The sequence below is a fragment of the Stenotrophomonas sp. TWI169 genome (assembly GCF_039674705.1).
Taxonomy (GTDB): domain Bacteria; phylum Pseudomonadota; class Gammaproteobacteria; order Xanthomonadales; family Xanthomonadaceae; genus Stenotrophomonas; species Stenotrophomonas maltophilia_P.
In genome coordinates this window covers 98,404-121,395 of the sequence record NZ_JBDJOB010000012.1, presented here as the reverse complement: position 1 = coordinate 121,395, position 22,992 = coordinate 98,404, and the positions used below count along the sequence as shown (strand labels likewise).

Annotated in this window: 22 protein-coding genes; 9 read left to right on the top strand and 13 right to left on the bottom strand. The window is 68.9% G+C overall.

Annotated features, from left to right (window positions below; all coding sequences use genetic code 11):
• The first annotated feature begins 99 nt into the window (after nt 1-99).
• Nucleotides 100-1,368 carry an NAD(P)/FAD-dependent oxidoreductase gene (locus ABE543_RS11370; protein WP_262218612.1) on the top strand — a complete coding sequence of 423 codons (1,269 nt, stop codon included), beginning with the start codon at nt 100-102 and terminating at the stop codon, nt 1,366-1,368.
• A 178-nt stretch (nt 1,369-1,546) separates the two neighbouring features.
• Nucleotides 1,547-1,819 (top strand): hypothetical protein, encoded by a 273-nt coding sequence (locus ABE543_RS11365; RefSeq protein ID WP_346475690.1) that lies wholly within the window; start codon nt 1,547-1,549, stop codon nt 1,817-1,819.
• Between the two features lie 18 nt (nt 1,820-1,837).
• On the opposite strand, the gene pdeM is transcribed toward ABE543_RS11365, so the two are convergent.
• Genes pdeM through ABE543_RS11345 form a run of 4 tightly spaced genes read right to left on the bottom strand, consistent with a single transcriptional unit; the run spans nt 1,838 to nt 7,527 of the window.
• Nucleotides 1,838-2,479, bottom strand: coding sequence for a ligase-associated DNA damage response endonuclease PdeM (gene pdeM, locus ABE543_RS11360; RefSeq protein ID WP_346475689.1), 642 nt, complete (start codon nt 2,477-2,479; stop codon nt 1,838-1,840).
• Nucleotides 2,469-4,928: a ligase-associated DNA damage response DEXH box helicase gene (locus ABE543_RS11355; protein ID WP_346475688.1), complete on the bottom strand. Its 2,460-nt coding sequence runs from the start codon at nt 4,926-4,928 to the stop codon at nt 2,469-2,471. Before ABE543_RS11355 ends, pdeM begins: the two co-directional genes overlap by 11 nt.
• Nucleotides 4,925-6,532 (bottom strand): ATP-dependent DNA ligase, encoded by a 1,608-nt coding sequence (locus ABE543_RS11350; protein WP_053519545.1) that lies wholly within the window; start codon nt 6,530-6,532, stop codon nt 4,925-4,927. Before ABE543_RS11350 ends, ABE543_RS11355 begins: the two co-directional genes overlap by 4 nt.
• Complete coding sequence (locus ABE543_RS11345) at nt 6,529-7,527, bottom strand: ligase-associated DNA damage response exonuclease (RefSeq protein ID WP_053519546.1); 999 nt, start codon at nt 7,525-7,527, stop codon at nt 6,529-6,531. The genes ABE543_RS11350 and ABE543_RS11345 overlap by 4 nt, the downstream gene beginning before the upstream one ends.
• Nucleotides 7,528-7,639: 112 nt before the next feature.
• Here ABE543_RS11345 and ABE543_RS11340 point away from each other — a divergent pair, with 112 nt between their 5' ends.
• Nucleotides 7,640-9,277: an acyl-CoA dehydrogenase family protein gene (locus tag ABE543_RS11340; RefSeq protein WP_346475687.1), complete on the top strand. Its 1,638-nt coding sequence runs from the start codon at nt 7,640-7,642 to the stop codon at nt 9,275-9,277.
• Between the two features lie 59 nt (nt 9,278-9,336).
• On the opposite strand, the gene ABE543_RS11335 is transcribed toward ABE543_RS11340, so the two are convergent.
• The 3 genes from ABE543_RS11335 to ABE543_RS11325 all read right to left on the bottom strand — a co-directional run bounded on the left by ABE543_RS11335 (nt 9,337) and on the right by ABE543_RS11325 (nt 11,533).
• Complete coding sequence (locus tag ABE543_RS11335; protein ID WP_053519548.1) at nt 9,337-9,747, bottom strand: hypothetical protein; 411 nt, start codon at nt 9,745-9,747, stop codon at nt 9,337-9,339.
• A gap of 146 nt (nt 9,748-9,893) precedes the next feature.
• Nucleotides 9,894-10,235, bottom strand: a complete 342-nt coding sequence (locus ABE543_RS11330; protein WP_053519549.1) for a hypothetical protein — start codon at nt 10,233-10,235, stop codon at nt 9,894-9,896.
• A gap of 122 nt (nt 10,236-10,357) precedes the next feature.
• Nucleotides 10,358-11,533 carry a thiolase family protein gene (locus ABE543_RS11325; RefSeq protein WP_180876121.1) on the bottom strand — a complete coding sequence of 392 codons (1,176 nt, stop codon included), beginning with the start codon at nt 11,531-11,533 and terminating at the stop codon, nt 10,358-10,360.
• Between the two features lie 183 nt (nt 11,534-11,716).
• Here ABE543_RS11325 and ABE543_RS11320 point away from each other — a divergent pair, with 183 nt between their 5' ends.
• Complete coding sequence (locus tag ABE543_RS11320) at nt 11,717-14,545, top strand: S8 family serine peptidase (RefSeq protein WP_346475686.1); 2,829 nt, start codon at nt 11,717-11,719, stop codon at nt 14,543-14,545.
• Nucleotides 14,546-14,603: 58 nt separating this feature from the next.
• Here ABE543_RS11320 and ABE543_RS11315 read toward each other — a convergent pair whose 3' ends face one another.
• Nucleotides 14,604-15,701 (bottom strand): Glu/Leu/Phe/Val dehydrogenase dimerization domain-containing protein, encoded by a 1,098-nt coding sequence (locus ABE543_RS11315; protein ID WP_053519551.1) that lies wholly within the window; start codon nt 15,699-15,701, stop codon nt 14,604-14,606.
• A gap of 280 nt (nt 15,702-15,981) precedes the next feature.
• On the opposite strand from ABE543_RS11315, the gene ABE543_RS11310 reads away from it, so the two are divergent.
• Nucleotides 15,982-17,064 carry an HDOD domain-containing protein gene (locus tag ABE543_RS11310; RefSeq protein ID WP_346475685.1) on the top strand — a complete coding sequence of 361 codons (1,083 nt, stop codon included), beginning with the start codon at nt 15,982-15,984 and terminating at the stop codon, nt 17,062-17,064.
• 3 nt (nt 17,065-17,067) lie between these two features.
• Here ABE543_RS11310 and ABE543_RS11305 read toward each other — a convergent pair whose 3' ends face one another.
• From ABE543_RS11305 to ABE543_RS11295, 3 genes are read right to left on the bottom strand one after another with little or no spacing between them, the layout of a single operon-like run.
• Nucleotides 17,068-18,636, bottom strand: a complete 1,569-nt coding sequence (locus tag ABE543_RS11305) for a phospholipase D family protein (protein WP_197601114.1) — start codon at nt 18,634-18,636, stop codon at nt 17,068-17,070.
• A gap of 42 nt (nt 18,637-18,678) precedes the next feature.
• A complete protein-coding gene (locus ABE543_RS11300; RefSeq protein WP_065181817.1) occupies nt 18,679-19,377 on the bottom strand; it encodes an RNA pseudouridine synthase in 699 nt (232 codons plus the stop codon).
• A gap of 48 nt (nt 19,378-19,425) precedes the next feature.
• The gene (locus tag ABE543_RS11295) at nt 19,426-19,926 is read right to left on the bottom strand and encodes a M48 family metallopeptidase (RefSeq protein WP_065181818.1); all 501 of its coding nucleotides are present in this window, start codon (nt 19,924-19,926) and stop codon (nt 19,426-19,428) included.
• A 63-nt stretch (nt 19,927-19,989) separates the two neighbouring features.
• Here ABE543_RS11295 and ABE543_RS11290 point away from each other — a divergent pair, with 63 nt between their 5' ends.
• Together ABE543_RS11290 and ABE543_RS11285 are read left to right on the top strand one after the other, a co-directional pair.
• Nucleotides 19,990-20,547, top strand: a complete 558-nt coding sequence (locus tag ABE543_RS11290; RefSeq protein WP_053519556.1) for a DUF2058 domain-containing protein — start codon at nt 19,990-19,992, stop codon at nt 20,545-20,547.
• A 125-nt stretch (nt 20,548-20,672) separates the two neighbouring features.
• Nucleotides 20,673-20,939: a DksA/TraR family C4-type zinc finger protein gene (locus tag ABE543_RS11285; protein WP_053519557.1), complete on the top strand. Its 267-nt coding sequence runs from the start codon at nt 20,673-20,675 to the stop codon at nt 20,937-20,939.
• A gap of 10 nt (nt 20,940-20,949) precedes the next feature.
• Here ABE543_RS11285 and ABE543_RS11280 read toward each other — a convergent pair whose 3' ends face one another.
• Nucleotides 20,950-21,543, bottom strand: a complete 594-nt coding sequence (locus ABE543_RS11280) for a mechanosensitive ion channel family protein (protein WP_080375333.1) — start codon at nt 21,541-21,543, stop codon at nt 20,950-20,952.
• A 35-nt stretch (nt 21,544-21,578) separates the two neighbouring features.
• Nucleotides 21,579-21,758 carry a hypothetical protein gene (locus tag ABE543_RS11275; RefSeq protein WP_053519558.1) on the bottom strand — a complete coding sequence of 60 codons (180 nt, stop codon included), beginning with the start codon at nt 21,756-21,758 and terminating at the stop codon, nt 21,579-21,581.
• Between the two features lie 124 nt (nt 21,759-21,882).
• Between ABE543_RS11275 and ABE543_RS11270 the strand changes: the two genes are divergently transcribed.
• Nucleotides 21,883-22,461: an RNA polymerase sigma factor gene (locus ABE543_RS11270; protein ID WP_053519559.1), complete on the top strand. Its 579-nt coding sequence runs from the start codon at nt 21,883-21,885 to the stop codon at nt 22,459-22,461.
• Nucleotides 22,458-22,991, top strand: coding sequence for a hypothetical protein (locus ABE543_RS11265; protein ID WP_053519560.1), 534 nt, complete (start codon nt 22,458-22,460; stop codon nt 22,989-22,991). Before ABE543_RS11270 ends, ABE543_RS11265 begins: the two co-directional genes overlap by 4 nt.
• The last annotated feature ends 1 nt before the right edge of the window (nt 22,992 follow it).

The following is a 22,992-nucleotide window of genomic DNA, read 5'->3' as shown; positions in this document are numbered from 1 at the left end:
GCCTTCGACCGTCGCCTCCTCCTTTACTTCGCCGGCAGGGCGGCCCGCCCGCGCGCGGCTTGGAGAACGATCCGGATCCGGCTGGGGCACAATGTGCGGATGACGGAACGACTTCGCATTGCCGTGATTGGATACGGCACCGCTGGCCAGGCGATGGCCATCCTGCTGACCCGCGACGGGCACGACGTTGAGATCTTCGAGCGCGTGCCGACCCCTGGGCCGGTCGGCGCCGGTTTCCTGTTGCAGCCCAGCGGCCTGCAGGTGCTGTGGCAGATGGGACTGCTGGAGGCCGTGCGCGCGCATGCCGCGCCGGTGCATCGGCTTTATGGCGACACGCCGTGCGGACGTGCGGTGATGGACATGGGCTATGGCGGCCTCGATGTCCGCCTGCACGGTCTGGGCATGCAGCGCGGCGCCCTGTTCTCGCTGCTGGACCTGGCCCGCGATGGCGCCGGCCAACTGCATGCGGGGACCACCATCGACGCGGTCGATACCGCGCGGGGGCAACTGCGCGACAACGAAGGCCGCACCCATGGCCCGTTTGACCTGGTGGTGGCGGCCGACGGCGCAGCGTCGTCCCTGCGCGCGACCATTGCCGGCGGCGCTGGCCTCGACCGCGTCTATCCGTGGGGCGCATTGTGGTGCCTGCTGCCGGCCGGAGAGTGGCCGCACGTGCAGCAGCTGCGCCAACGCTACGTCGCCGCGCGCAAGATGATCGGCCTGTTGCCGGTGGGCACGCGTCCGGGTGATGACACGCCGCGCCTGAGTTTTTTCTGGAGCCTGCCACGCGCCGACTTCGCGCGTTGGGAAGATGAAGGCATGCAACCGTGGCTGCAGGAACTGCATGCGCTCTGGCCCGAGGCCAGCGCACGCTTCGATCACCTGCACGATGCCGGACAGCTGTCCCGGGCGGTTTACCGCGATGCGGTGATGACCCGCTGGCATCAGGGGCGCATGGTCCTGGTCGGCGATGCAGCGCACGCGATGAGCCCGCAGCTGGGGCAGGGGGTGAACATGGCGCTGCTCGATGCGCTGGCGCTGCGAGACGCGCTGCGTGTGCATGGCGCTGGTGAGACGGCACTGCAGGCTTACCAGGCGCAGCGACGTGCGCATGTGGCGGTGTACCAGCGCTGGAGCCGCTGGCTGACGCCGCTGTTCCAGTCCGATCGCGATGCGTGGGCCAAGGCGCGCGACGCGCTGCTTGGCCCGATGGGGCGGCTGCCGGGGGGACGCGGCCACATGCTGCGGGTGCTCAGTGGAACCCAGCACGGCTGGTTCGGTTCGCTTGCTCTGGATCCAGCCTTCCTCGAAGCCCTGGCCCGGCCGCCCGTTGCGCTTGCCACGCAGGCTGCCACGGCGGCTGCGTGAATCGCATCATCACGTGAATTAACGGTTACCTCACCGCGTCTGTGCGACAAGAGTGAAGCACGCCACAGCTGCGTCGCCCGTTTTCCTCTCCGTGATTCGAACATCGCGTGGCCCGGGTGGCGCCGCCGTCGCGGCCTGCTGCGGCCCGGATGTGCTGCGAGTTCACGAGGAGGACGCCATGTTGTTCGCGGTCGAAGAGCTGGAATCGGAAATCTGCAAGCTGCGGGGATTGCTGCAGATGCTGCACGAGGACCAGCCCGACGTTCTGGAGGATGTGTTCGAGTTCCATGTGGGCAGCCTGATCAGTCATGCGCTGCCGGAACACCACACGCACATCCGCGCCTGCGCGCAGGAAATGCTGTCGGCCGTCCAGGCACTGCCGCGCCGGCAGAGCAACGACACGCCCGGTTTCCATCTGATGCCGGCGCTGGCGGGCGTCCGGCCAGCCTGACCGTCGCGCCCGCTGGCCTTACCGGCCAGGCATCGCCACCAGACCCTGTTCGACACAGGCGATGCGCCGTTCACCCTGCGCCGGTGCGATGACCCAGCCGCCGGTGAAGGCGGAGAATGCCGGCAGCACCGTCAATCCTTCGCGGAGCCAGAACGCCGGAAAGCGGCGGCGCAGCGCCGGCAGTGCGATCTGCGGATGGATATGGCCGGCAATGACGTGCGCCGCGGGCATGTGCCGTGGTTCATGGCACAGCAGGAACGCGCCCAGTTGCACCTCCTCATGCAGCTCCACCTGCATCGCCGCATGCGGCAGGTGCCGATCATGATTGCCGCGTATCACATGCACCGCCAGCGCGGAGTGCTGCTCTCGCCATCCCAGCCATTGCCGGTACCACGCCGCACGATGCGCCGGCCCATGCAGCACATCGCCCAGTATCCACAGCTCGCGGCAAGCCCTTGCCTGCACCAGCCTCTGCAGGCGCTGCAGGTCGTCGCGGGTGCCGCCGGACGGCAGCGCGATGCCGGCGCGGCGGAACAGGTCGGCCTTGCCCAGGTGCAGGTCGGCGATCAGCAAGGCCTGCCGGGCCGGCCACCACAGTGCGCGCGCACCGAGCAGCAGCATGGGTTCACCGCCCAGCGTCACGGCCAGCTCATCGGCCATGGCGTCTCTCCAACTGCTGTGCGGCACGCAGCACGCGGGTGCGCCAGTCTTCATTGCTGAACTGTCCTCGCAGGCGCTCGGCCCACAGCGGGAAGCCCAGCGGTGTCAGCGAGGCGGGATGCTGCAGTGACAGTGACTGCGTGCCGATGCGTTCGAGCACCTGCTGCAGGCCCGGCAGATCCAGGCTGTCCTGCAGCACTTCATGCTCGGCCAATGCCAGCAGCAGATGCTCGGGGTCGTGCTCGCGCAGCACGTCGTACAGCAGTCCGGCCGAGGCCTGCAGCTGGCGCAGCGAGCGCGGCGCGCCACCGGGCAGGCTGGGTACCAGCAGGCCAGCGACGCGTGCGATTCCGCGGAACTGGCGTCGCGCGAGCTCGCCCAGATTGACGGCGGCACGCAGGTCCTCAAGCAGCTGATCGGCCGCGAACAGTTCCTTCCATTGCTCCGCCTGCAGCTCGATCGGCTGCGTCGGTGCCAGCACCAGCCCGTGGTCATTGACGGCATAGCCGATGCTGTTGCGCTGCCGGCGCGTGCAGCGCAGCGCCAGCAACGCCGCCAGTGCCTCGTGGATGTGGCGCCCGGCAAAGGGATAGACGAACACGAACTGGCCTTCGCGGCGCCGGACGTCCTCCAGCAGCACGTGCGCGGGCGATGGCCGGGCAGACAGGCGTGACTGCAGTGCCATCAGGGGGGCCAGCCAGCGCGACTCGGCGCTGTCGTCCGCGCCGGACAGCACCGCTTCCAGCTCGCGCCCGAGCGGCATCGACAGGGGCAGCTGGCCGCCCTGCCAGCGCGGGACGGTGCCTTCACCGCCCTTGCGGGCCAGGCGCACATAGGCGGTCATGTCGCGCAGCTGCACCAGCTCCAGCATGCGCCCGGCGAACTGGAATCGATCGCCTCTGCGCAGGCGGCTGGCGAACTGTTCTTCCACCGAGCCGAGGCCACCGCCGCGCGGGAACTGCACACGCACGGCGCCATCGCTGCTGATGGTGCCGATCGACAAGCGATGGCGCAGGGCCTGGCGGCGGTCGTGCACGCGATGGTAGCCGTCCGCGTCGAGCACCACCTTGTGGAAGTCCGGGTACTGGGCCAGTGCCCGTCCCCCCTGCACGATGAAGTCCAGGACAGCCTGCCATTGCGCGTCGCCCAGGTGCGCGAATGCGTGCGTGCGCCTCACCTGCGCCAGCAGCGAGCGGCTGGTGAATCCCCCCGCCAACGCGCGGCTGACCGCATGCTGGGCGAGCACGTCCAGCGACAGGGTTGGCGGTCGCCTGGCTTCAACCACGCCGTCGCGCAGCGCGCGGCGGACGGCGGCGTACTCGGCCAGTTCCAGCGCATGGCTGGGCACGCACAGGATTCTGCCGCTGGCGCCGGGGCGATGCCTGGCACGGCCGGCGCGCTGGCGCAGCCGCGCCACGCCCTTCGGGCTGCCGAGCTGCAGTACCTGGTCCACTTCGGGAAAATCGACGCCCAGATCCAGGCTGGAGGTGGCAACCACGCAGCGCATCGCACCGGCGCGCAGGCCGTCTTCCACCTGCTGACGCAGTGCGGGGTCCAGCGAACCGTGGTGCAGCGCCAGCGTGGCGGCATCCTCCGGCCACACCGCCGCCAGCGCCTGGTGCCACAGTTCGGCCTGCGCCCGCGTGTTGGTGAACAGCAGACTGCTGCGCGCGGTCATCAGCGCTTCCAGCACGCGCGGAAGCTGCGCCAGGCCAAGATGTCCGGCCCAGGGAAAGCGCTCGCCCGGTGCCGGCAGCAGGCTGCTGACGGTGACCGGACGCTGGCGCGCGCCTTCGACGATGGGTGCATCCGGCCTGTCCGGCAGCAGCACGTCGCGCGCCTGCGGCAGATTGCCCAGCGTGGCCGACAATCCCCACAGCTGCAACGCAGGCGTGGTGTCGCGCAGCAGTGCAAGATTCAGCTGCAGCAGCACGCCGCGCTTGTTGCCCAGCAGTTCATGCCATTCGTCGACCACCACGCAGCGCAGCTGATGCATGCGTGGCAGGGTATCGGGGTAGGTGAGCAGCAGTGCCAGTGATTCGGGCGTGGTCACCAGCACGTCGATGCGCCCTTCGCGCGCCAGGCGCCGCTCGCGCTGGCTGGCGTCGCCGCTGCGCAGGCCCACGCGCCACCCCAGGCCCAGGCCATCGACGGCCGATTGCAGTGCGCGTGCGGTGTCGCTGGCCAGGGCACGCAGCGGGGTCACCCACAGCACCTGCAATGGGCGCACCGCGCTGGGGCGGGCGGGTGCGGGCGCGGGCGCGATCATCGCCTGCAGCAGCGGTCCGCCGAACATCGCCAGCGTCTTGCCGCTGCCGGTGGGGGTATGCAGCAGGCCCGATTCGCCCGCCAGGTAGTGACGCCACATGGCGCGCTGGAAGGGCAGGGGTTTCCAGCCGCGGCTGGCAAACCAGCCGTTCAGCCGCTGCAGGGCCTCGCTCCGCGTCATCGTGCCAGGGCCTGCAGCGTCGCCAGCTGATCGGCCTCGCTGGCCGGCTTGTCGTGGCGCCAGCGCAGGATGCGCGGAAAACGCACGGCGATTCCTGATTTGTGCCGTGCACTGCGGTTGACCGCCTCGAAGCCGAGTTCGAACACCTGCTCGGCGCGGACGCTGCGTACCGGTCCGAAGCGCTCGCGGGTGTTGGCGCGGATCCAGCGATCGAGGGCGAGGATTTCCTGATCGTCCAGGCCCGAGTAGGCCTTGGCCACCGGAACCAGCGCATCGCCGTCCCATACGCCGAAGGTGTAATCGGTGTACAGCGTGCTGCGCCGGCCATGGCCGGCCTGTGCGTACAGCAGCACGGCATCGATGGTGAGTGGATCGACCTTCCACTTCCACCAGTCGCCACGGCGCCGGCCGGACTGATACGCCGAGTTGCGGCGCTTCAGCATCAGGCCCTCCACGCCGCGCTCGCGCGCCGCGTCGCGCAGCGCGGCCGCCCGTGCCCAGTCCCCGGCGGGCACCTCCGGCGACAGCTGGATGCGCGCATCGCCGAGCGTGCCGAGCAGTTCCGCCAGCTGCACGCGCCTCTGCTGAAGCGGCAATGCGCGCAGGTCGTTGCCGTCGCGTTCGAGCAGGTCGTAGGCCAGCATCCGCACCGGTGTCGTACGCAGCGTGGTGGCGCCCGGCTTGCGGCGCTGGATGCGGGTCTGCAGGGCGGTGAAGGCTTTGGGAAGATCGGCCGGCTCATCCCAGGCCAGCAGTTCGCCATCCAGCACCGATCCCTCCGGCAGCAGTGCGGCGGCCTGCTCGATCTCGGGGAACCGGCCGTCCAGGCGCTCTTCGCCACGCGACCACAGCGCCACCTCGCCGCGACGACGCAGCAGCTGCAGGCGGATGCCGTCCCATTTCCATTCCAGCAGCCAGTCGTCGATGCTGCCCAGGCGATCACCGGGCTCACCTTCCAGCGGCGAAGCGAGGAAGAACGGATATGGCTGCTGGCGGTCCAGCGGCAGTTCTTCCGGCGACAGCAGCTGTGCGAGCAGGGTGGGCGAGGGCACCCAGGTGCCCAGCATGCGCTGCGCGATGCGCGCGATGTCCAGTCCGGACAGTTCGGCCAGTGCCTGCTGGACCAGCCGCTGCGACACGCCGACGCGCAGTGCACCGGTCAGCAGCTTGTTGAACACCAGGCGCTCGTTCGCGGGCAGCTGGCGCCAGCCCTCGACCACGGCTGCACGTCGCTCGGGCTCGGGCTGATTGGCCACGGCCAGCAGATGCTGTTCGATCCAGTCGGCCAGAGGGCGGTCCGGCGCCATTGCCGTTGGGTCGTCCAGCAGCAGGGTCAGTGTCTCCGCCAGATCGCCGACCTGCGCATAGCTGTCCTCGACCAGCCACGCAGGCAGTCCGGCTTCCTCGCCGATCCAGCGGCGCAGCTCGCCGCTGGCAGCGATCTTCCGGCGCGCCCCCCCGACCTTGCCACCACTGAGCAGGAACAGGGCCCAGGCCGCATCGTGCGGTCGCGCGTGACGGAAGTAATCGACCAGCGCCGCGCGCTTGTCCAGCGTGGCGGTGCTGCGATCGAGGCGTTGGTACAGCGCGGCGAAGGCCTTCATTCCTCGCTCCCGAAATCGGTGCGGAAAGCCTCCGCGGCGACACCGCGCTCGCGCAGGAACGGAATCAGCGCATCGGTGTTGCCATGGGTCGCGATGACGCGGCGTGCGCCGGTCTGCTCGATGGTACGCAGCAACGCGGGCCAGTCGGCGTGGTCGGAGATCACGAAGCCACGATCGACGTTGCGGCGCCGGCGGTTTCCGCGCAGCTGCATCCAACCGGAGGCGAAACCCAGCTGGTGGCGCCCGAAGCGGCGCAGCCAGGGCGTGCCGGCGGCCGAGGGCGGGGCGAGGATCAGCCGTCCGGCCGCATCGGCCTGGCGCCCCTGTTCGGCGACGGCGATCGTGTCCAGCATCGGGATGCCCGCAGCGCGATAGACGGCCACGCCATTGGCGATGGCACCGTGCAGCCATGCCGGCGGTTCGCCTCGTGCCAGCAGCTCGGCCAGCACGCGCTGGGCCTTGCCCAATGCGTAGCAGAGCAGGACGGCGGCTTCGCCGCGCTGCGCGCATTCCTCGCGCCAAGACGCGATCTCGGCAGCCACGGCTGCGGTGTCCGGCCAGCGGTAGATGGGCAGGGCGAAGGTCGCCTCGGTGATGAAGGTATCGCAGGGCACCACTTCGAACGGCGTACAGGTGGGGTCGGGCTGGCGCTTGTAGTCACCGGAGGCGACCCACACCTGCCGGCCATCATCGATGCGCACCTGCGAGGAGCCGAGCACATGACCGGCCGGATGCAGCGACACCTGCACCCGGCCCAGCGCAAAGGGTGCGCCCTCGGCATGCGCGTGCAGCGGTACGTCGCCCAGCCGCCAGCGCAGGATCGGCGCGCTGCCCGTGCTGCAGTGGTATTCGCCCATGCCCGGGCGCGCGTGGTCACCATGACCATGGGTGATGACCGCGCGCGGCACCGGCCGCCAGGGATCGATGTGGAAATCGCCAGCAGCGCAGTACAGCCCTTCCGGGCGCAGCACCACAAGATCGTCGTTGCCTGCCATGGCTGCACTGTGGCGCGCGGCTCGTGCACGGGGTGAGAACCGGCCTGAACGCGGGCTTGGCGCAGCATGCGGCACAATCGGATCGCATACCTCTTGCCGCCGGATGGATCGCATGAGTGGACCGGGTTTCAGCAGCACTGCCCCCTTCGAGACCCATGTGGTGCTCAATCAGCCGCCACCGTTCGCCGGGCGCCAGCTGTGGACCGATGACGCAGCGTTGATGGAGGCGGTGCATCGCGAAGGCGCCGCAGCCTTCGTCCCGCGCCTGGCGCAGTACGGTGCGCTGGCCGGTGACGAGCTGTACCGGCTCGGATTCGATGCCAACCGCGACCGCCCGCGCCTGCGCACCCACGACGCGCAGGGGCATCGCATCGATACGGTGGAGTTCCATCCGGCCTACCACCAGCTGATGACCGCCGCGAAGGCGCATGGCGTGGCCGGCCTGTCCTGGCATGAGCCGCAGCCGGGTGCGCATGTTGCACGCGCGGCGCTGAGCTATCTGCACCACCAGGCCGAGGCCGGTACCAGTTGCCCGTTGACGATGACCCATGCGGCGGTAGCGGTGCTGCGGTCGCAGCCGAACCTGGCCGAATGGGCGCGCAAGGCCGCCGCACCGGTGTACGACCCGCGCGACGTACCGGTGGCCGACAAGGCCGGCATCACCCTGGGCATGGGCATGACCGAGAAGCAGGGGGGCTCGGATGTGCGCGCCAACACCACGCGAGCAGAGCCCATCGACGGCGAGCGCTATCGGCTGGTCGGCCACAAGTGGTTCTTCTCGGCACCCATGTGCGATGGCTTCCTCGTGCTGGCGCAGGCACCGGGCGGACTGACCTGTCTGCTGATGCCGCGCCGGCTTGCCGATGGCGACCGCAATGCATTCCGCCTGGTGCGGCTGAAGGACAAACTGGGCGATTGGGCCAACGCGTCCAGCGAGGTCGAGTTCTGCGGCGCGCAGGCGTGGCGGGTGGGCGAAGAGGGGCGTGGCGTGGCCACCATCATCGGCATGGTGATGATGACCCGCCTGGACTGCATGCTGGGTGCCGCAGCGGAAATGCGCATGGCGCTGGCGCAGGCGCTGCACCATGCCCGCTACCGCCGCACCTTCGGCCGGTTGCTGGTGGAGCACCCGTTGATGGCCAACGTGCTGGCCGACCTCGCACTGGAATCGGAAGCGGCGACGGTGCTGTCGATGCGCATCGCGCGTGCGGTGGACCGTGCGTCCTTCGATGCCGGCGAGGCGGCGCTGGCCAGGCTGGGCACGGCGCTGGGCAAATACTGGGTGTGCAAGCGGGCGGCGACCTTCGTCAACGAGGCGCAGGAATGCCTGGGCGGCGCGGGCTATGTGGAGGAATCAATGCTGCCGCGCCTGTACCGGCAGGCGCCGCTGAACTCGATCTGGGAAGGCAGCGGCAACATCCAGTGCCTGGATGTGCTGCGGGCACTGGGCCGCGAACCGGAGACGCTGGCGGCACTGCAGGGCGAGCTGTCGGCGGTGGCTGATCGCGATGCGCGCTATGCCGCTGCGCTGCAGCGCTGGGTAACGACCCCGGCACCGGAAGAGTCGCAGGCGCGGATGTTCTGCGAGCGCACCGCATTGCTGCTGCAGGCGGCGCTGCTGCTGCGTGCACGCAGTCCGGTGGCGGATGCGTTCATCCGCAGCCGGCTCGGCGGTGAACATGGATGGGTGTTCGGCACCCTGCCGGCCGGGTTGGACCTGTCGGAAATCCTGGCGCGCGCGCTGCCGTAGCGTGGAATTCTGTAGAGCGCCGCAGCGTGGCTGCGGCGCTCTGCAGTACCGGACGCGGCTCAGTGCTTGGCTTCTTCCTTGGCCGCGTTCGCCTTCGCGTCATTTGCGACATCACGCGCCTTGTCGGCGACCTTCTGTGCGGCGTCCGCGGTCGCATCGCTGGCGTGTGCAGCGGCGTCGGTGGCGGCGACCTTGGCCTGGTCAGCAGCATTGGCGGTAGCGTCGGCCGCCTTGTCCAGCGCCTGCTGGGTATCGGCCGCCGCCTGCTCGGATGCAGCTGCCGTCTTGTCGGCGGCCTCGCGGGTAGCTGCGGCGGCCTGGTCGACTGCGTCACGGGCGGCGGCGCCTGCGCTGTCGGCAGCCTGCCGCGCATCCTGGCGGGCCTGTTCGGCTTCCGGCCCCTTGCAGGCGGCCAGGCCGATCAGCAGCGAAGCGGCCAGCAGGGACAGGGTCAGCGAGCGGATCTTCATGGCGGTCTCCGGTAGTGCACTGCGGCAATGGATGGGGACGCCAGCCTATTCACGCCCTTGTGAAGGCGGGGTCGCGGAACGCGATGCAAAGAAAAAGCCGCTGGCGAACCAGCGGCTTTTCCAGAACAGCGTGAAGAAAGAAGTTATTACTTCTTGGCTTCTTCAGCAGCGTCCTTGGCCTGCTCGGCGGTGCCTTCGGCAGCCTTGGCAGCGTCCTTGGCCTGTTCAGCAGCAGCGTCGGTAGCGGCGCCAGCAGCCTGGGCAGCGGCGTCAGCCGAAGCGTCAGCAGCGGTGGCGGCGGTGTCGGCGGCCTGCTGGGCAGCGTCGGCGGTCTGGGCGCCAGCAGCGGCGGCCTGATCGGCAGCAGCCTGGGCTTCGGTGGCGGCTTCGTTGGCCGAAGCAGCGGCGTCCTGGGCAGCTTCCTGCTTCGAGCAGGCGGCCAGGGCCAGAGCCAGGGACATCGCGACCAGCAGCTTGTTGATGCTCATTGTGTGAATCCTCGTCGTTAGATTAGGCAACGCGCAACTGCGCGCCGACAACATGATGACAAGCCACGTTTGGCTGTCAAGCGATCCCGCATTCATTTTTGCGAAATCGCAGTTAAACCCTTTTAAATCAATTCGATGGCAATTGCGGTCGCCTCGCCACCACCGATGCACAGGGTGGCAATGCCGCGCTTGCCACCGCGCGTGCGCAGGGCGTTGACCAGGGTCACCACCAGGCGTGCCCCGGATGCGCCGATCGGATGCCCCAATGCGCAGGCCCCACCATTCACGTTGAGCTTGTCGTGGGGAATGCCCAGTTCGCGCATCGGGGCCATCGCCACCACGGCGAAGGCTTCGTTGATTTCGAACAGATCCACCTGGTCCAGCGACCAGCCGGTCTTCTGCAGCAATGCGTGGATGGCGCCGATCGGTGCGGTGGTGAACCACTCCGGCTCCTGCGAATGCGTGGCGTGGCCGACGATGCGTGCCAGCGGGGTGATGCCGCGGGCCTTGGCGTCTTCCTCGGTCAGCAGCACCACGGCGGCGGCGCCGTCGGAAATGCTGGACGAGCTGGCAGCGGTCACGCTGCCGTCCTTCTTGAACGCCGGGCGCAGGGTCGGAATCTTGGCGATGTCCGAGCGGCCGGGCTGTTCATCGGTGTCGACCTCGACCTCACCCTTGCGGGTGGCCACCTTCACCGCGACGATCTCGTCGGCGAACGCACCGTTGGTCTGCGCCGCCTGCGCGCGCTTGACCGATTCGATGGCGTAGGCGTCCTGCTCCTCGCGGCTGAACTGGTACTTGTCCACGGCGCACTCGGCGAATTCACCCATGGCCTTGCCGTCGTAGGCGTTGACCAGGCCATCGTGGGCCATGTGGTCCACCGCCTGGAAGTTGCCGAAGCGGTTGCCGGTGCGCGAGTTGGGCAGCAGGTGCGGCGCGTTGGACATCGACTCCATGCCGCCGGCAACCACGACCTTGGCCGAACCGGCTTTGATCAGGTCATGCCCGAGCATGATGGTCTTCATGCCCGAGCCGCACACCTTGTTGAGGGTGCTGGCACCGACGGACAGCGGGATGCCGGCGGCGATCGCGGCCTGGCGGGCGGGCGCCTGGCCAAGGTTGGCCGGCAGCACGCAGCCCATCAGGACTTCGGAAACGTCGCTGGCCGGGACACCGGACTGCTCCAGCGCTGCGGCGATGGCGGCCGCGCCGAGGGTCGGGGTCGGCACACCGTTGAACTGGCCGAGGAAGGAGCCGATGGCGGTGCGTTTGGCGGCGGCGATGACGATGTTGGACATGGCAATCTCGTTGATGCGTAAGCAATGTTCGGAAAGGAGACCGGGGGGCGTTGGATGCGCTCCGGTTTCCCGGCAGACTGCGTGGGGGTCGGCCCAAGTATAGAGGGTCGGGGATGGCTGCCGCTGGATGGCGCCGCATGCCCGCCGGGATGAAGGCGGGCCAACGTTCATGGGATGGAATCGATGGAACGCACGACGATGGCACGGTCGGTCCTGGCAGCGGCGCTGGCGATGGCGCTGACGGCGTGTGGGGGCGGAGGTGGCGGTGGCAACGTGCGCGTTGACCCGCCGCCCACCACGCCGCCGCCTGCACCGCCGCCGCCGACCACGCCGCCCCCGCCCAAACCGCTGGAGCCGGCGTTCGATGCGCACCTGTCGGTCACCCATGCGGGTGCCGCGCAGGCCACCGGTGCCACCGGCAGGGGCGTGCGCATCGGCATCGTCGATTCGGGTGTGCAGCGCGCGGCCGCCGCGCTGAACGGGCGGGTAGTGGCCAACCTCACCTACATCGACCCTGCCCGCAACAATCTGGGCGTGGACGATGTGGTCGGCCATGGCACTGCCGTCGCCAGCCTGGCCGCGGGCGCAGCGGTCGGGCGCTGGCCCGGCGGCATCGCGCCCGGTGCGCAGATCGTGTCGGCGCGGATCATCTCCGACAAGCCGCCGGCAGACGACGGCAGCGGCCAGGGCAATTCGTTCAGCGGCACCCTCGGTGTGGCCCAGGTGCATCGCGACCTGATCAGCTACAACGTCAAGGTGATGAACAATTCCTGGGGCGGGCTGTACTGGACCGACCTGCCCACCACCGCCCAGGTCGCCGGCGAGTACCGGCCTTTCGTCATCAATCACGGCGGGCTGGTGGTGTTCGCCGCGGGCAACGATGCGCGCAGCGAGCCCAGCAGCCTGGCGGCGTTGCCGGGCCAGGCGGGCGTGGCAGGCTCGCGACCGGCTGCGGATCTGGAGCGCGGCTGGCTGGTGGCCACGGCCGTCGATCCCTACGCGCCAGACACGCTGGCCGGTTACGCCAACGCCTGCGGCCAGGCGGCACGCTACTGTCTGGCGGCGCCCGGCAGCGCGGTCTATCCGGATGACGCGGGCACCAGCTATTTCTGGAACTACGGCACGTCCTTCGCCGCACCTCTGGTGTCGGGCGCGGCCGCGCTGGTGTGGGAGCGGTATCCGTACTTCGACAACAACCTGGTACGGCAGACCCTGCTCGGCACGGCCAAGGACATCGGCGCCCCCGGCGTGGACCCGGTGTTCGGCTACGGCCTGCTCGACATCGGCAGGGCCATCAACGGGCCGGGACGTTTCGACTGGGGCGACGTGATTGCCAATGTCGACGCAGCATCCACCGGTTCGGTCTGGAGCAACGACATCGTCGGCAGTGGCGGCCTGGTCAAGCAGGGCGCCGGCGTGCTGGCGTTGACCGGCAACAGCAGCTACAGCGGTGCCACCCGCATCGAAGGCGGTGTGCTGTCGCTGCGCGACGGCGGCGTGATCCGTTCCAGCGTGAGCATCCTGCCGCAGGCCGATCCATCATCCAGCGGCCTGCAGTTCAATGGCGGCACGCCCCGCGTGGTCGGCAACGTGACCAACGGCAGCAGCGTGTTCCTGACCACCGCCAATACCACGGCGACCATCGAAGGCAACTACGTGCAGCAGGCCGGCGCACAGCTGATGATCGCGCTGGGGGCCAACGCGCTGCAGGTCACCGGCAGCGCCCGTCTGGACGGTGGCGTGCACGTCCACGGATTCGTCGATGGCTACGTGCCGCAGGACGGTACCCGGCAGGATCTGATCCATGCCGCCGCCGGCGTGACCGGCACCTTCAGCACCGCAGCCACATCCAGTGGCCTGCAGGGGCTGGCCCTGCTGCAGACCAGCTATGGCTATGACAGCAACAACGCATGGTTGAACCTGACCCGGATCAGTGTCACCGCCGCTGCGCGTGGGCTCGATGCCGGTGTGCAGACAACTGCGGCGCGGCTGGAAGGCGCGTTCGTCGAACTGGACGGCAACCACGCGTTGCAGGATTCGCCATTCGGTGGTGCAGCGGCCGGCCTGCAGCGCAGCACGGGCTTGGCGGCCACGCTGGAGAGCCTGTCCGGCAAGGCCCACGCGCGTGCCGAGGCGGCGACCTTCGACAGCATCGACATGTCGCGACGCGCGGTGGCCGCCCGTTTCGATCGCGTGCAGGCTCTGCCTGCGCTGCGCGGTGCCTGGCAGAGCACGTTGGGCGAGGCAGGGCAGGGCAGTTTCGCTGGCAGCGCCACCGACAGCCGGGGCTGGATGGCCGGTCAAGACGTGCCGCTGGGCAGCCATGGCCTGCTGGGCATGGCGTTCGGTGAAACACGCAGCAACGGTGGCAGTGCCTTCAACGGTGATCGCGGGCAGGACCGCCAAGCGCAGGCGCAGCTGTATGCCGGCTGGAGCGTTGGGCGCGGTTATGCACTGGCGCAGTTCGGCGCAGGGCGGTTCACCCGCGAACTGGACCGGCAGCTGCTGCTGGGTGCAGGTGCCTACGGCGTTTCCGCGCGCTACGGCGGTCGATTCAGCAGCGCCAGTGTCGAAAGCGGCTATCGCTTCGGCACCGTCGGCGCGTCGTTGACACCGTATGTCGGTGCCAGTGCCACGCGGGTGGATACCGCGGCGTTCAACGAGCGCGGCGGCTTCGGTTTCGGCCTGCGGGGTGAAGCCAATCGTGCGCAGCGCAGTCAACTGCTGGCGGGGCTGCGCGGCGAGCGTGGCTGGGGACGCTGGACGCTGCGCGGGCACGCCGAATGGCAGCAGCGCCTTCAGGGCGCCGCCGGGGAGTGGCAGGCCAGCTTCGTCGGTGTCGACGCGTGGGCACCGTTGCCCGGTGCCGACTCATCGCGTGGCAGCGCGCTGCTCGGGCTTGCGCTGGAGTCGTGGTGGGGACGGAGTGGCCGTCTGAGCCTGGGCATCGATCAGCGTGTCGGCGGTGATGACGCACGGCAAGCGGCGCTGCGTTACAGCGCCGGGTTCTGATCCATCATGGGGTTGCCGGCGCCCGGAGGGGCGCCGGGCCGAGGCCCGGCAGGGGCGGTCAACCGCCGCGCAGATTGCCCAGGCGCGGGGTGCTGCGGCCCAGCGGCATCTTCAGCTTGCCGATCGACAGGATGCGGCTCTCGGCGATTCGGTCGGCCGCACGTTGCGGCGCGATGTTCTCGCGCTGCGACAGTTCAAAGATGCGTGTCAGGTTGTGGTAGATGCTGCGGATCAGGCGCATCGCGCGCTCGCGGTTGTAGCCATCGATCTCCAGCGACACGTTCATCACGCCACCGGCATTGACCGCGTAATCGGGTGCGTAAAGGATGCCGCGCGCGTGCAGTTCATCGCCGATTTCCAGGCTGGACAGCTGGTTGTTGGCGGTGCCACAGATGATCTTGGCCTTGATCCGCGGCAGGGTGTCGGCATTGATCGAGCCTTCCAGCGCGCACGGCGCGAAGACGTCGGCATTCACTTCGTGGATCTCGTCCGGCTTCACTGCTTCGGCGCCGAAATCGCTGACTGCGCGATCAACCAGGGCCGCGTCCAGGTCGGTGACATACAGCTTCGCGCCGCGGTCGCGCAGCAGCTTGACCAGTTCCATGCCGATGTGGCCCAGGCCCTGCACTGCGATGCTGGTCTTGCCCACTTCCTCGTGGCCGAACTTGAAACGCATCGACGCCATCAACGCCTGCAGCGCGCCGTAGGCGGTGAACGGTGCGGGATCTCCGGAGCCGCCATGCACCTGGTGGACGCCGGTCACGAACTGGCTTTCCAGGTAGATGTTCTCCATGTCGTTGACGTCGGTACCGACGTCTTCGGCGGTGATGTAGCGGCCACCCAGCGAATCGACATAGCGACCGAAGGCGCGGAACAGGACTTCGGTCTTGTCCGCTTTCGGATCGCCGATGATCACCGCCTTGCCGCCACCGACATTGAGGCCGGCCAGCGCATTCTTGTAGGTCATCGTCCGGCTCAGCCGCAGCACGTCGGCCAGCGCTTCGTCGGTGCTGGCATAGGGACGCATGCGCACGCCGCCCAGGGCCGGGCCCAGGGTGGTGTTGTGGATGGCGATGATCGCCTTCAGGCCGGCGTCATGGCTGTGGCAGAACACCACCTGTTCGTGGCCGGTGGTGGCGAGGGTTTCGAATAGCATGGCGTCTCCGATGGTGCGAACGGCGGCGAACTGCAGCGAACGACCAGTGAACGGTAGGGTCCCAAAACAAAAAAAGCGACGTCGTCGGTGCAGGGGGACGGGTCGCGCGGCGCCATTCTAGTCCATTCCCCGAGTGTCTGCCGTCGACGTCGATGGGCACTGCGGGTTAAAGAAGATGAAAGCGCGGCCGATGCTGCGTCGATGGCCAGTGGCCGGATCGTGTGAAGAGACAGAGACGGGCCATGGCGAGCGCAGTACGACATCGACAGGATCACGGCCGGTGACGCTGGCCTGGGCACGCAGGGTACGCGGCTGGCTTGCGTCGCTGACCGGCGCGGCGCCGTCGCGTCTGTCGGCGGGGCCGCGTCAGGCGGTGGCCGCTGCGGCTGCCCGCCTGCAGGGAGACCCAGTGCCCCCGAGAGAGATCGCCGCGCAGCTGCAGCGTGGCCTGCACGCGCTGGCGCTGTACCCGCGACTGGCGGGCGAGCCCGGCCCTGTCGATGCCGCCAGCGCCGGACTGGCACAGGCGGTGGCGGACGCGCTGCAGGATCGCGACTGGGCGACGCGGCAGCTGCCGCGCCGGCCGCAGCTGCTGCCGCAGCTGATCCAGACCGTCAACGATGATGCCGCCTCGGCACGGGTGATGGCGGCGATCATCGGCCAGGATCCGGTACTCACGGGCAACCTGCTACGCATCGCCAACAGTCCCGCGTACAAGGTGCACGAACGCCCGGTCGAGAGCCTGCAGCGGGCGGTGACCCTGGTCGGCACGGAAGGCGTGCGGCAGATCATCAGTGCGGTGCTGGTGCAGCCGGTGATGCAGGTTCAGTGCGAGCGGTTCCCGCAGTTCAGCACGATCACCTGGGAGCACGCCCTGCTGGCATCGCGTGCTGCTGCCGACCACGCACGCAGCGTGAACTCCGGCGATGCCTTCGCCGCGCAGTGGCTGGGCCTGGTGCAGGGACTCGGTGCGGCGCTGGTGATGCGCCAGCTGCTGCAGGAAGCCCAGGCGCGCGGCGAGGACGTGCAGCCGGCCCTGGCCCTGCAGCTGCTGCAGCAGTGGTCGTTGCCGCTGGCACAGCGGGTGGCCGCCGCCTGGGAGCTGCCCGACCCGGTGCACCAGACCCTGGCGGCCGACGCCTCGGGCCCTCTGTCCGACAGCCTGCGGCTGGGCAGCGCAGCGGCGGCGGCGAGCCTGCTGTGCCGGCATGGCCACGCCACCCAGGGCCGGATGCTGGCCCTGCTGGAGCAGCTGCCGTCGGCACCGCCCCACGCGTTGCGCTGGATCTGGCGGCGCCTGCATGGGCGCAGCGTGGAAACACTGGACGACGCCCCGCATGAAGGCGAGGCCAGGGCACACTGAGCGCTACAGCTGCGATTCCACCGGCAGCCAGCTGATGATCCGCGACAGCCAGCGCTGGCGCCGCGTAGCACCTGGCTCGTCCTCCACCCAGCGCGGCGGAGGCTCACGCTCCAGCCAGCGCAGCCGATCGCGGTTGTCCACTGCCAGCCACCAGCTGTGCCTGGCGTCGGCCAGGCGCAGGTATTCGTCGCGCAGCTGCGCGCCCAGCACGGGGTCGTCGAACAGCACCCCCATTTCGGTGTTGAGATAGGCCGAGCGCGGGTCGAGGTTGAAGGAACCGACAAAGCCACGGCGGTCGTCCACCAGGAAGGCCTTGGTGTGCAGGCTGGCCCCGCTGCTGCCGAACAGGCCTGCATCGCCCGCCTGGCCCTGTGCCTTCAGCTCATACAGGTGCACGCCGGCGTTCAGCAGGGGCACGCGGTAGCCCATGTAGCCGCCGTGCACGGCCGCAACGTCGTTGGCGGCAAGGGAGTTGGTCACTATGCCCACGTGCACGCCGCGCGACGCCATTGCCGAGAGCCCGTCCAGGCCCTCGTTGCCCGGCACGAAGTAGGGCGAAATCAACAAGGCCTTGCTGCGCGCAGACTCCAGTTCACCGATCAGCCCGGTAACGAGCCAGCTGCCGCGGTCGTCGTTGCGGTGTTTCATCGGCGGATCCGAGACGATGCGCACGGTGCTGCTCCAGTGCAGCGGCTCGGGGCTGGGACGCTGCCGATGGCGTGATTCGGCCACGCGCGCAAGATAGGGCCGGGCAGCATCGCGCTGCGCTTCATGGTCGGACTCACGCACCAGAAGGCGAAGCTGCGCGTCGGTATGGAAGGCCAGCGCGGAGACCGGAATCGCCGCCGGGCTGTTCCAGTAGTCGTCGAATATCCGGTTCGCCTGTGCAACGGCAGGGCCGGCGACCAGCAGGTCCAGGTCCTGGAAGTTCACATCCGTGCGCGCGCTGAAATACTCCTCGCCGATGTTGCGGCCACCGACGATGGCAACACGGCCATCGGCGATCCAGCTCTTGTTGTGCATGCGGTGGTTCACGCTGAAGAAGCGCTGCACCATCTCCACCATGCGCAGGATGCCGCTGCGGTTGCGGAACGGATTGTAGAGCCGGATCTCGATGTTCGGATGCCGGTCCAGCGCCATCATCAGCGCGTCCTTGTCCTTGGCATTCATGTCGTCCAGCAGGATGCGCACGCGCACCCCGCGCTCGGCGGCGTCATGCAGCGCTCTGGCCATCAGGTGACCGATCAGGTCGTCGTGCCAGATGTAGTACTGCAGGTCCAGACTGCGCCCGGCCTGCGCGGTGATCATCGCGCGCGCCGCGAATGCATCCATGCCATCGCCGAGGAAGGCCACGCCGGATTGCCCGGGGTGCGCCTCCTGCAGCGGCACGACCTGCTGGTCGATGCGGGTCTGCGCCGGTTGCAACGGCAGTACGTGCGACGGCTCACCGTGCGCCTGTGGCGTCAGGTGGTCGGCCAGCAGCAGTCCGGACAGGACCAGCAGCAGAAGGATGGCGAAGATGATCGCAACGACGCGCAACAGGCGTCGCCACACAGGCGCAGGCGGGCTCATGGCCCCATGCTAGTGGATCGGCGTGCCGCGCGGCGGCGGGCGTCAGAACCGTTCGTCGCTGCCCACGTAGCGCCACTGTCCCGGCGGCAGCGGGCCCAGTGCCACCCGGCCGATGCGCAGGCGGCGCAGGGCGGTGACCTGCAGGCCGGCGGCAGCCACCGCGGTCTTCAGGCCCTTGGCCGTCAGCCCCTTGCCGGCGAAGCGCAGCCGCTGCTCGCTCTGCCAGCTCACCTTGGCCCCGCCCGACTCCTGCTGCAGCCGGGCCAGCAGCCAGGGGCCCCGTTCCGGCCCGCCTTCTGCCACTTCGACCAGATACTCCTGTTCGGTGCGGCCGAGATTGCGCTGCAGGTGGGCCAGCGTGGCCGGGTCCTGGCTGACCACGACCAGGCCGCTGTCTGCCGCGGGCAGGGACGCAGCCAGCTGCAACCCGTGGAAATGGCGCTGCAGTGGCCGGATGCCGCTGGCGTCCAGAGCGCTGTGGCTGTTGCTGCTGACCAGCGCACACAGGGTTTCGGCGGCAGCACCAGCCGGCTTGTGCAGCAGCATGCCCACGCGCTCGGCCTTGCTGTCATTGGCCTGTTCATCGACCACGATCACCGCAGTGTCATCGACCGGGCGCTGTGGCTGTTCAACCACCTCACCATCGACCGTGACCCAGCCACCTTCAATGTAGCGCCGCGCTTCGCCGCGCGGGATGCCGAGCAGGGCGGACAAGCGTTTGTCGAGGCGTATCGGTTCCATGGGCGGGCAGGTCGGGCGGGGGCCGCGCAGTGTAGCCCCTGCGCGCGGTCAGCGCTGGCTGCGGTTGGCCAGCTCGGTCAGGTACAGGCGGGTGTCGAATTCCAGCTGCAGGTAATCGGGCTCCATGTGCTGGCAGAGCTGGTAGAAGGCCTTGTTGTGGTCGGCTTCCTTCAGGTGCGCCAGCTCGTGCACCACGATCATGCGCAGGAAGGCGGCCGGCGCCTGCCGGAACACCGTGGCGATGCGGATCTCACGGCTGGCCTTGAGGCGGCTGCCATGCACGCGGGAAATGGCGGTATGCGTGCCCAATGCATGCTTGATCACTTCCAGCGTGCTGTCGTAGCAGACCTTGTTGAGCGGTACCGACTTGCGCAGGTAGCGGTCTTTCAGCTCCTGGGTGTAGTCGTAGAGCTGGCGGTCGCTGCGCACCTCATGGGGCTCGGGATAGCGCTGCTGCAGCCACGGGCCGAGCCGGCCCTGCGCCAGCAGTTCGCTGACCTGGGCGACCAGGGGTTCGGGATAACCGGTGAGGTACTTCAGGACTGCCATGCAGGGGCGGCGGGGCGTCGGTAGAATGGGGGCATCCAAGATTACACGCGGTACGCACCGACCATGGCAAAGCCCAACGCGCTGCAGGAACAATTGCTCAAGGCCGGCCTGGCCAAGAAGTCGCAGGCCAGCGCCGCCGCACGCGAACAGGCCAAGGCGCGCCAGGGCAAGGCTGAATCGACGTCGGCCGAGGTCCAGCGTGAGGCTGAACGCGCCCGCGCCGAGAAGATCGAGCGTGATCGTGCCCTGGCCGCCGAGCGCAACGCACAGGCCAGGCTGGCCGAGCAGAAGGCGCAGGCAAAGCAGATCATCGCTGCCCATGCCGTGCCGCATAAGGGCGAGGACGAGTATCGCTTCAGCGATGGCAGCACGATCCGCACCCTGCTGATCGACCCCAAGCTGCGCAAGGCGCTGTCGGTGGGCGTGCTGGTCATCGTCGCCCAGGGCGAGGGTTACGCGTTGCTGCCCCGTGCTGCGGCGGAAAAGGTGCGCGAGCGCGCGCCGGAAGCCATCGTGGTCGACCACGGGCAGCCGGGCTCGACGGAGGAGATCTCCACAGGCAACGCCGAAGATGATGCCTACTACGCGCAGTTCCAGATTCCTGACGATCTGGTCTGGTAAGCCGCTGCCGCAGGCGTCCCCACGGGCAGACAGGTAGCTGAAGCACGGGCCGGGCGGGGCACTGCCCGGCCTTTTCCGTGGGTGTATCGTCCCCATATCAGGCCACACACCTGCGGAGGACGGACATGGCTACCGGTTGGGCGGGAGATGGCGCGGTCCAGGACCAGATCGACGCGACGGTAGACGATGCGATTGCCCGCGCGCGGCGCCAGCTGCGCCAGGGCCCGGGTCTGGAGCACTGCGAGGAATGCGACGCACCGATTCCGTTGGCGCGGCGCAACGCCGTGCCCGGCGTACGGCTGTGCGTGGCCTGCCAGCAGGCGCACGATGAGGAAGAGCAGGCGCACAGCAGCTACAACCGTCGCGGCAGCAAAGACAGCCAGCTGCGTTGATGTGGGCGGCTCAGCCGTCGCCCTGGATGCCGCCCGGCGCCTGTGCCGGATCGCGCCAGCGGCGTACGGTGCGCTGGAAGAACAGGTTGTTCGGCAGCTGCAGCACCGTGCCTTCGTGGCCTTCGCCGGTCTCCTGCAACGTGGTGTAGATCAGGTTCACATCGATCACCCGGCCCTTCAGTCCGGGCTTCTCGCCGTTCTCCAGCACCTCGATGTAGTCATGCAGGCGGAACGGGCGGGTAGTGAAGATCAGCAGCGTGCAGAAGATGTTGGAGAGCACGCTCCAGGCCGCGAAGAAGGCCACCGCACCGACGGCTGCAAAGCCCGTGAATGCCGTCCACAGCACTGCCGGTGAGGCCCCCAGCAGGCTCAGGATGTACAGCAGTGCACTGAAATAGACCACGAAACTGGTGATGCGGCGCGCGCCCATCACCATTTCCGGCGGCAGGGTGTAGTGGTCGGCGAATCGGCGGATCAGGCGGCGCGCCAGCAGCCGCAGCAGCCAGGCGGCCAGCAGGACGAGCGCGATCTGCAGGGCGATGCCCATGTTGTGCAGCCAGGGATGGGTCCAGGCCGGCAGGTGATCCTTCAGCGACAACATCATGGGGCGACAGCAGGTAGCGGTGGTGGTCGCCGATGTTACCCGGCACGTGCCGGCGATTCGACCATCGGCCTCCACGCCAGGCACACCAGCTCCTGGCGCTGCTGCTGCAGGCAGGCCCGGCCGCGCTCGGGGTGGAGCTGCAGCGACAGGCCAAGCACCTGCAGCGCGACGCAGGCAGCGACGGCCAGCAGAGCGGCACACGATGGGCTGGACATGGCGGGCTCCCGGACGGTATTTCACGAAGGACCCTCCATGGATGCAGCGGCCGCCGAAAAGGTTGCATCGTGCCTGGCAGGAATCGGATCTAAACCTTCTGCGGGACTGGCGCATCCAAGGACTATGCTCGACACCACCATGCCCGCACCGCCTGCTGCCTCCGACTCCGTCGACGAACCCGCCCTGGTACGGGCGGCAGCCGGTGGCGATACAGCGGCCTACGAACTGCTGTATCGACGCCATGCGCCACGGGTGTTCGCCGTGCTGTGGAGGCTGTGTGGCGGCCAGCAGGCACGTGCGGAGGATGCGCTGCAGGAAGCGTTCCTGCAGGCGTGGAAGGCACTGCCCGGGTTCCGTTTCGAAAGCAGCCTGTCGACCTGGCTGCATCGTCTCGGGGTCAATGCCGCTCTGATGGAACTGCGCGGCCGGGCGGGAGGACACGATCACGACAGCCTGGATGACGTGGACGGTGGTGTACCGGAGCTGGCCGTGCATGACCGCTGCGCCGGCACGGAGCGCGACCTGGAACGTGCGCTGGCGACGCTGCCCCCGCGGGCGCGGGCGGTGCTGGTGCTGCACGACATCGAAGGCTGGAAACACCAGGAAATCGCCGAGCAGCTGCAGATGGCTGTCGGCAGTTCCAAGGCACAGTTGCATCGTGCGCGTGGCTTGCTGCGTGCACGGCTGGGAGACATGACATGACGATGAACGACCCCGACTACGACCACGACCTGCTCGCGCGCCTGCGCGCCTTGCCCCGCGAGCGCAGCGTTCCGGAGGACGGCTGGGCGCGGCTGTCGGCCAGCCTGCCACCGCGCGGGTCCGCCCCCGGACCGCTCCCGGCAGCAGGCAAGGTGGTGGCGATGACGCCGCGTCCGCGACGGCGCTGGTGGCTGCCGGTGGGCGCGGCGCTGGCCGCCAGCCTGGCGGTCTACGCGGTGGCACCGTGGTGGCAGCCGCCGCAGGCCACGCCGGCGCCTTCCGGGCTGCAGCTGCAGGCCGCAGCGATGACCGAGCAGTACCAGCAGGCGGTGGCCTCCCTGCCGCAGGGCGGGGCAGCGGAGTGGCAACCGGCCCTGCACGAACTCGACCGCAGCGCGGAGCAGATCCGCGCGGCGATGGCGCAGGATCCACGTGCGCCGCACCTGCTTGGACAGCTCAAGCGCACCTATGCGCTGCGGCTGGAACTGACCCGGCAGGCGGCGCAGGCCGCCGCCGGACTGACAACCTGAG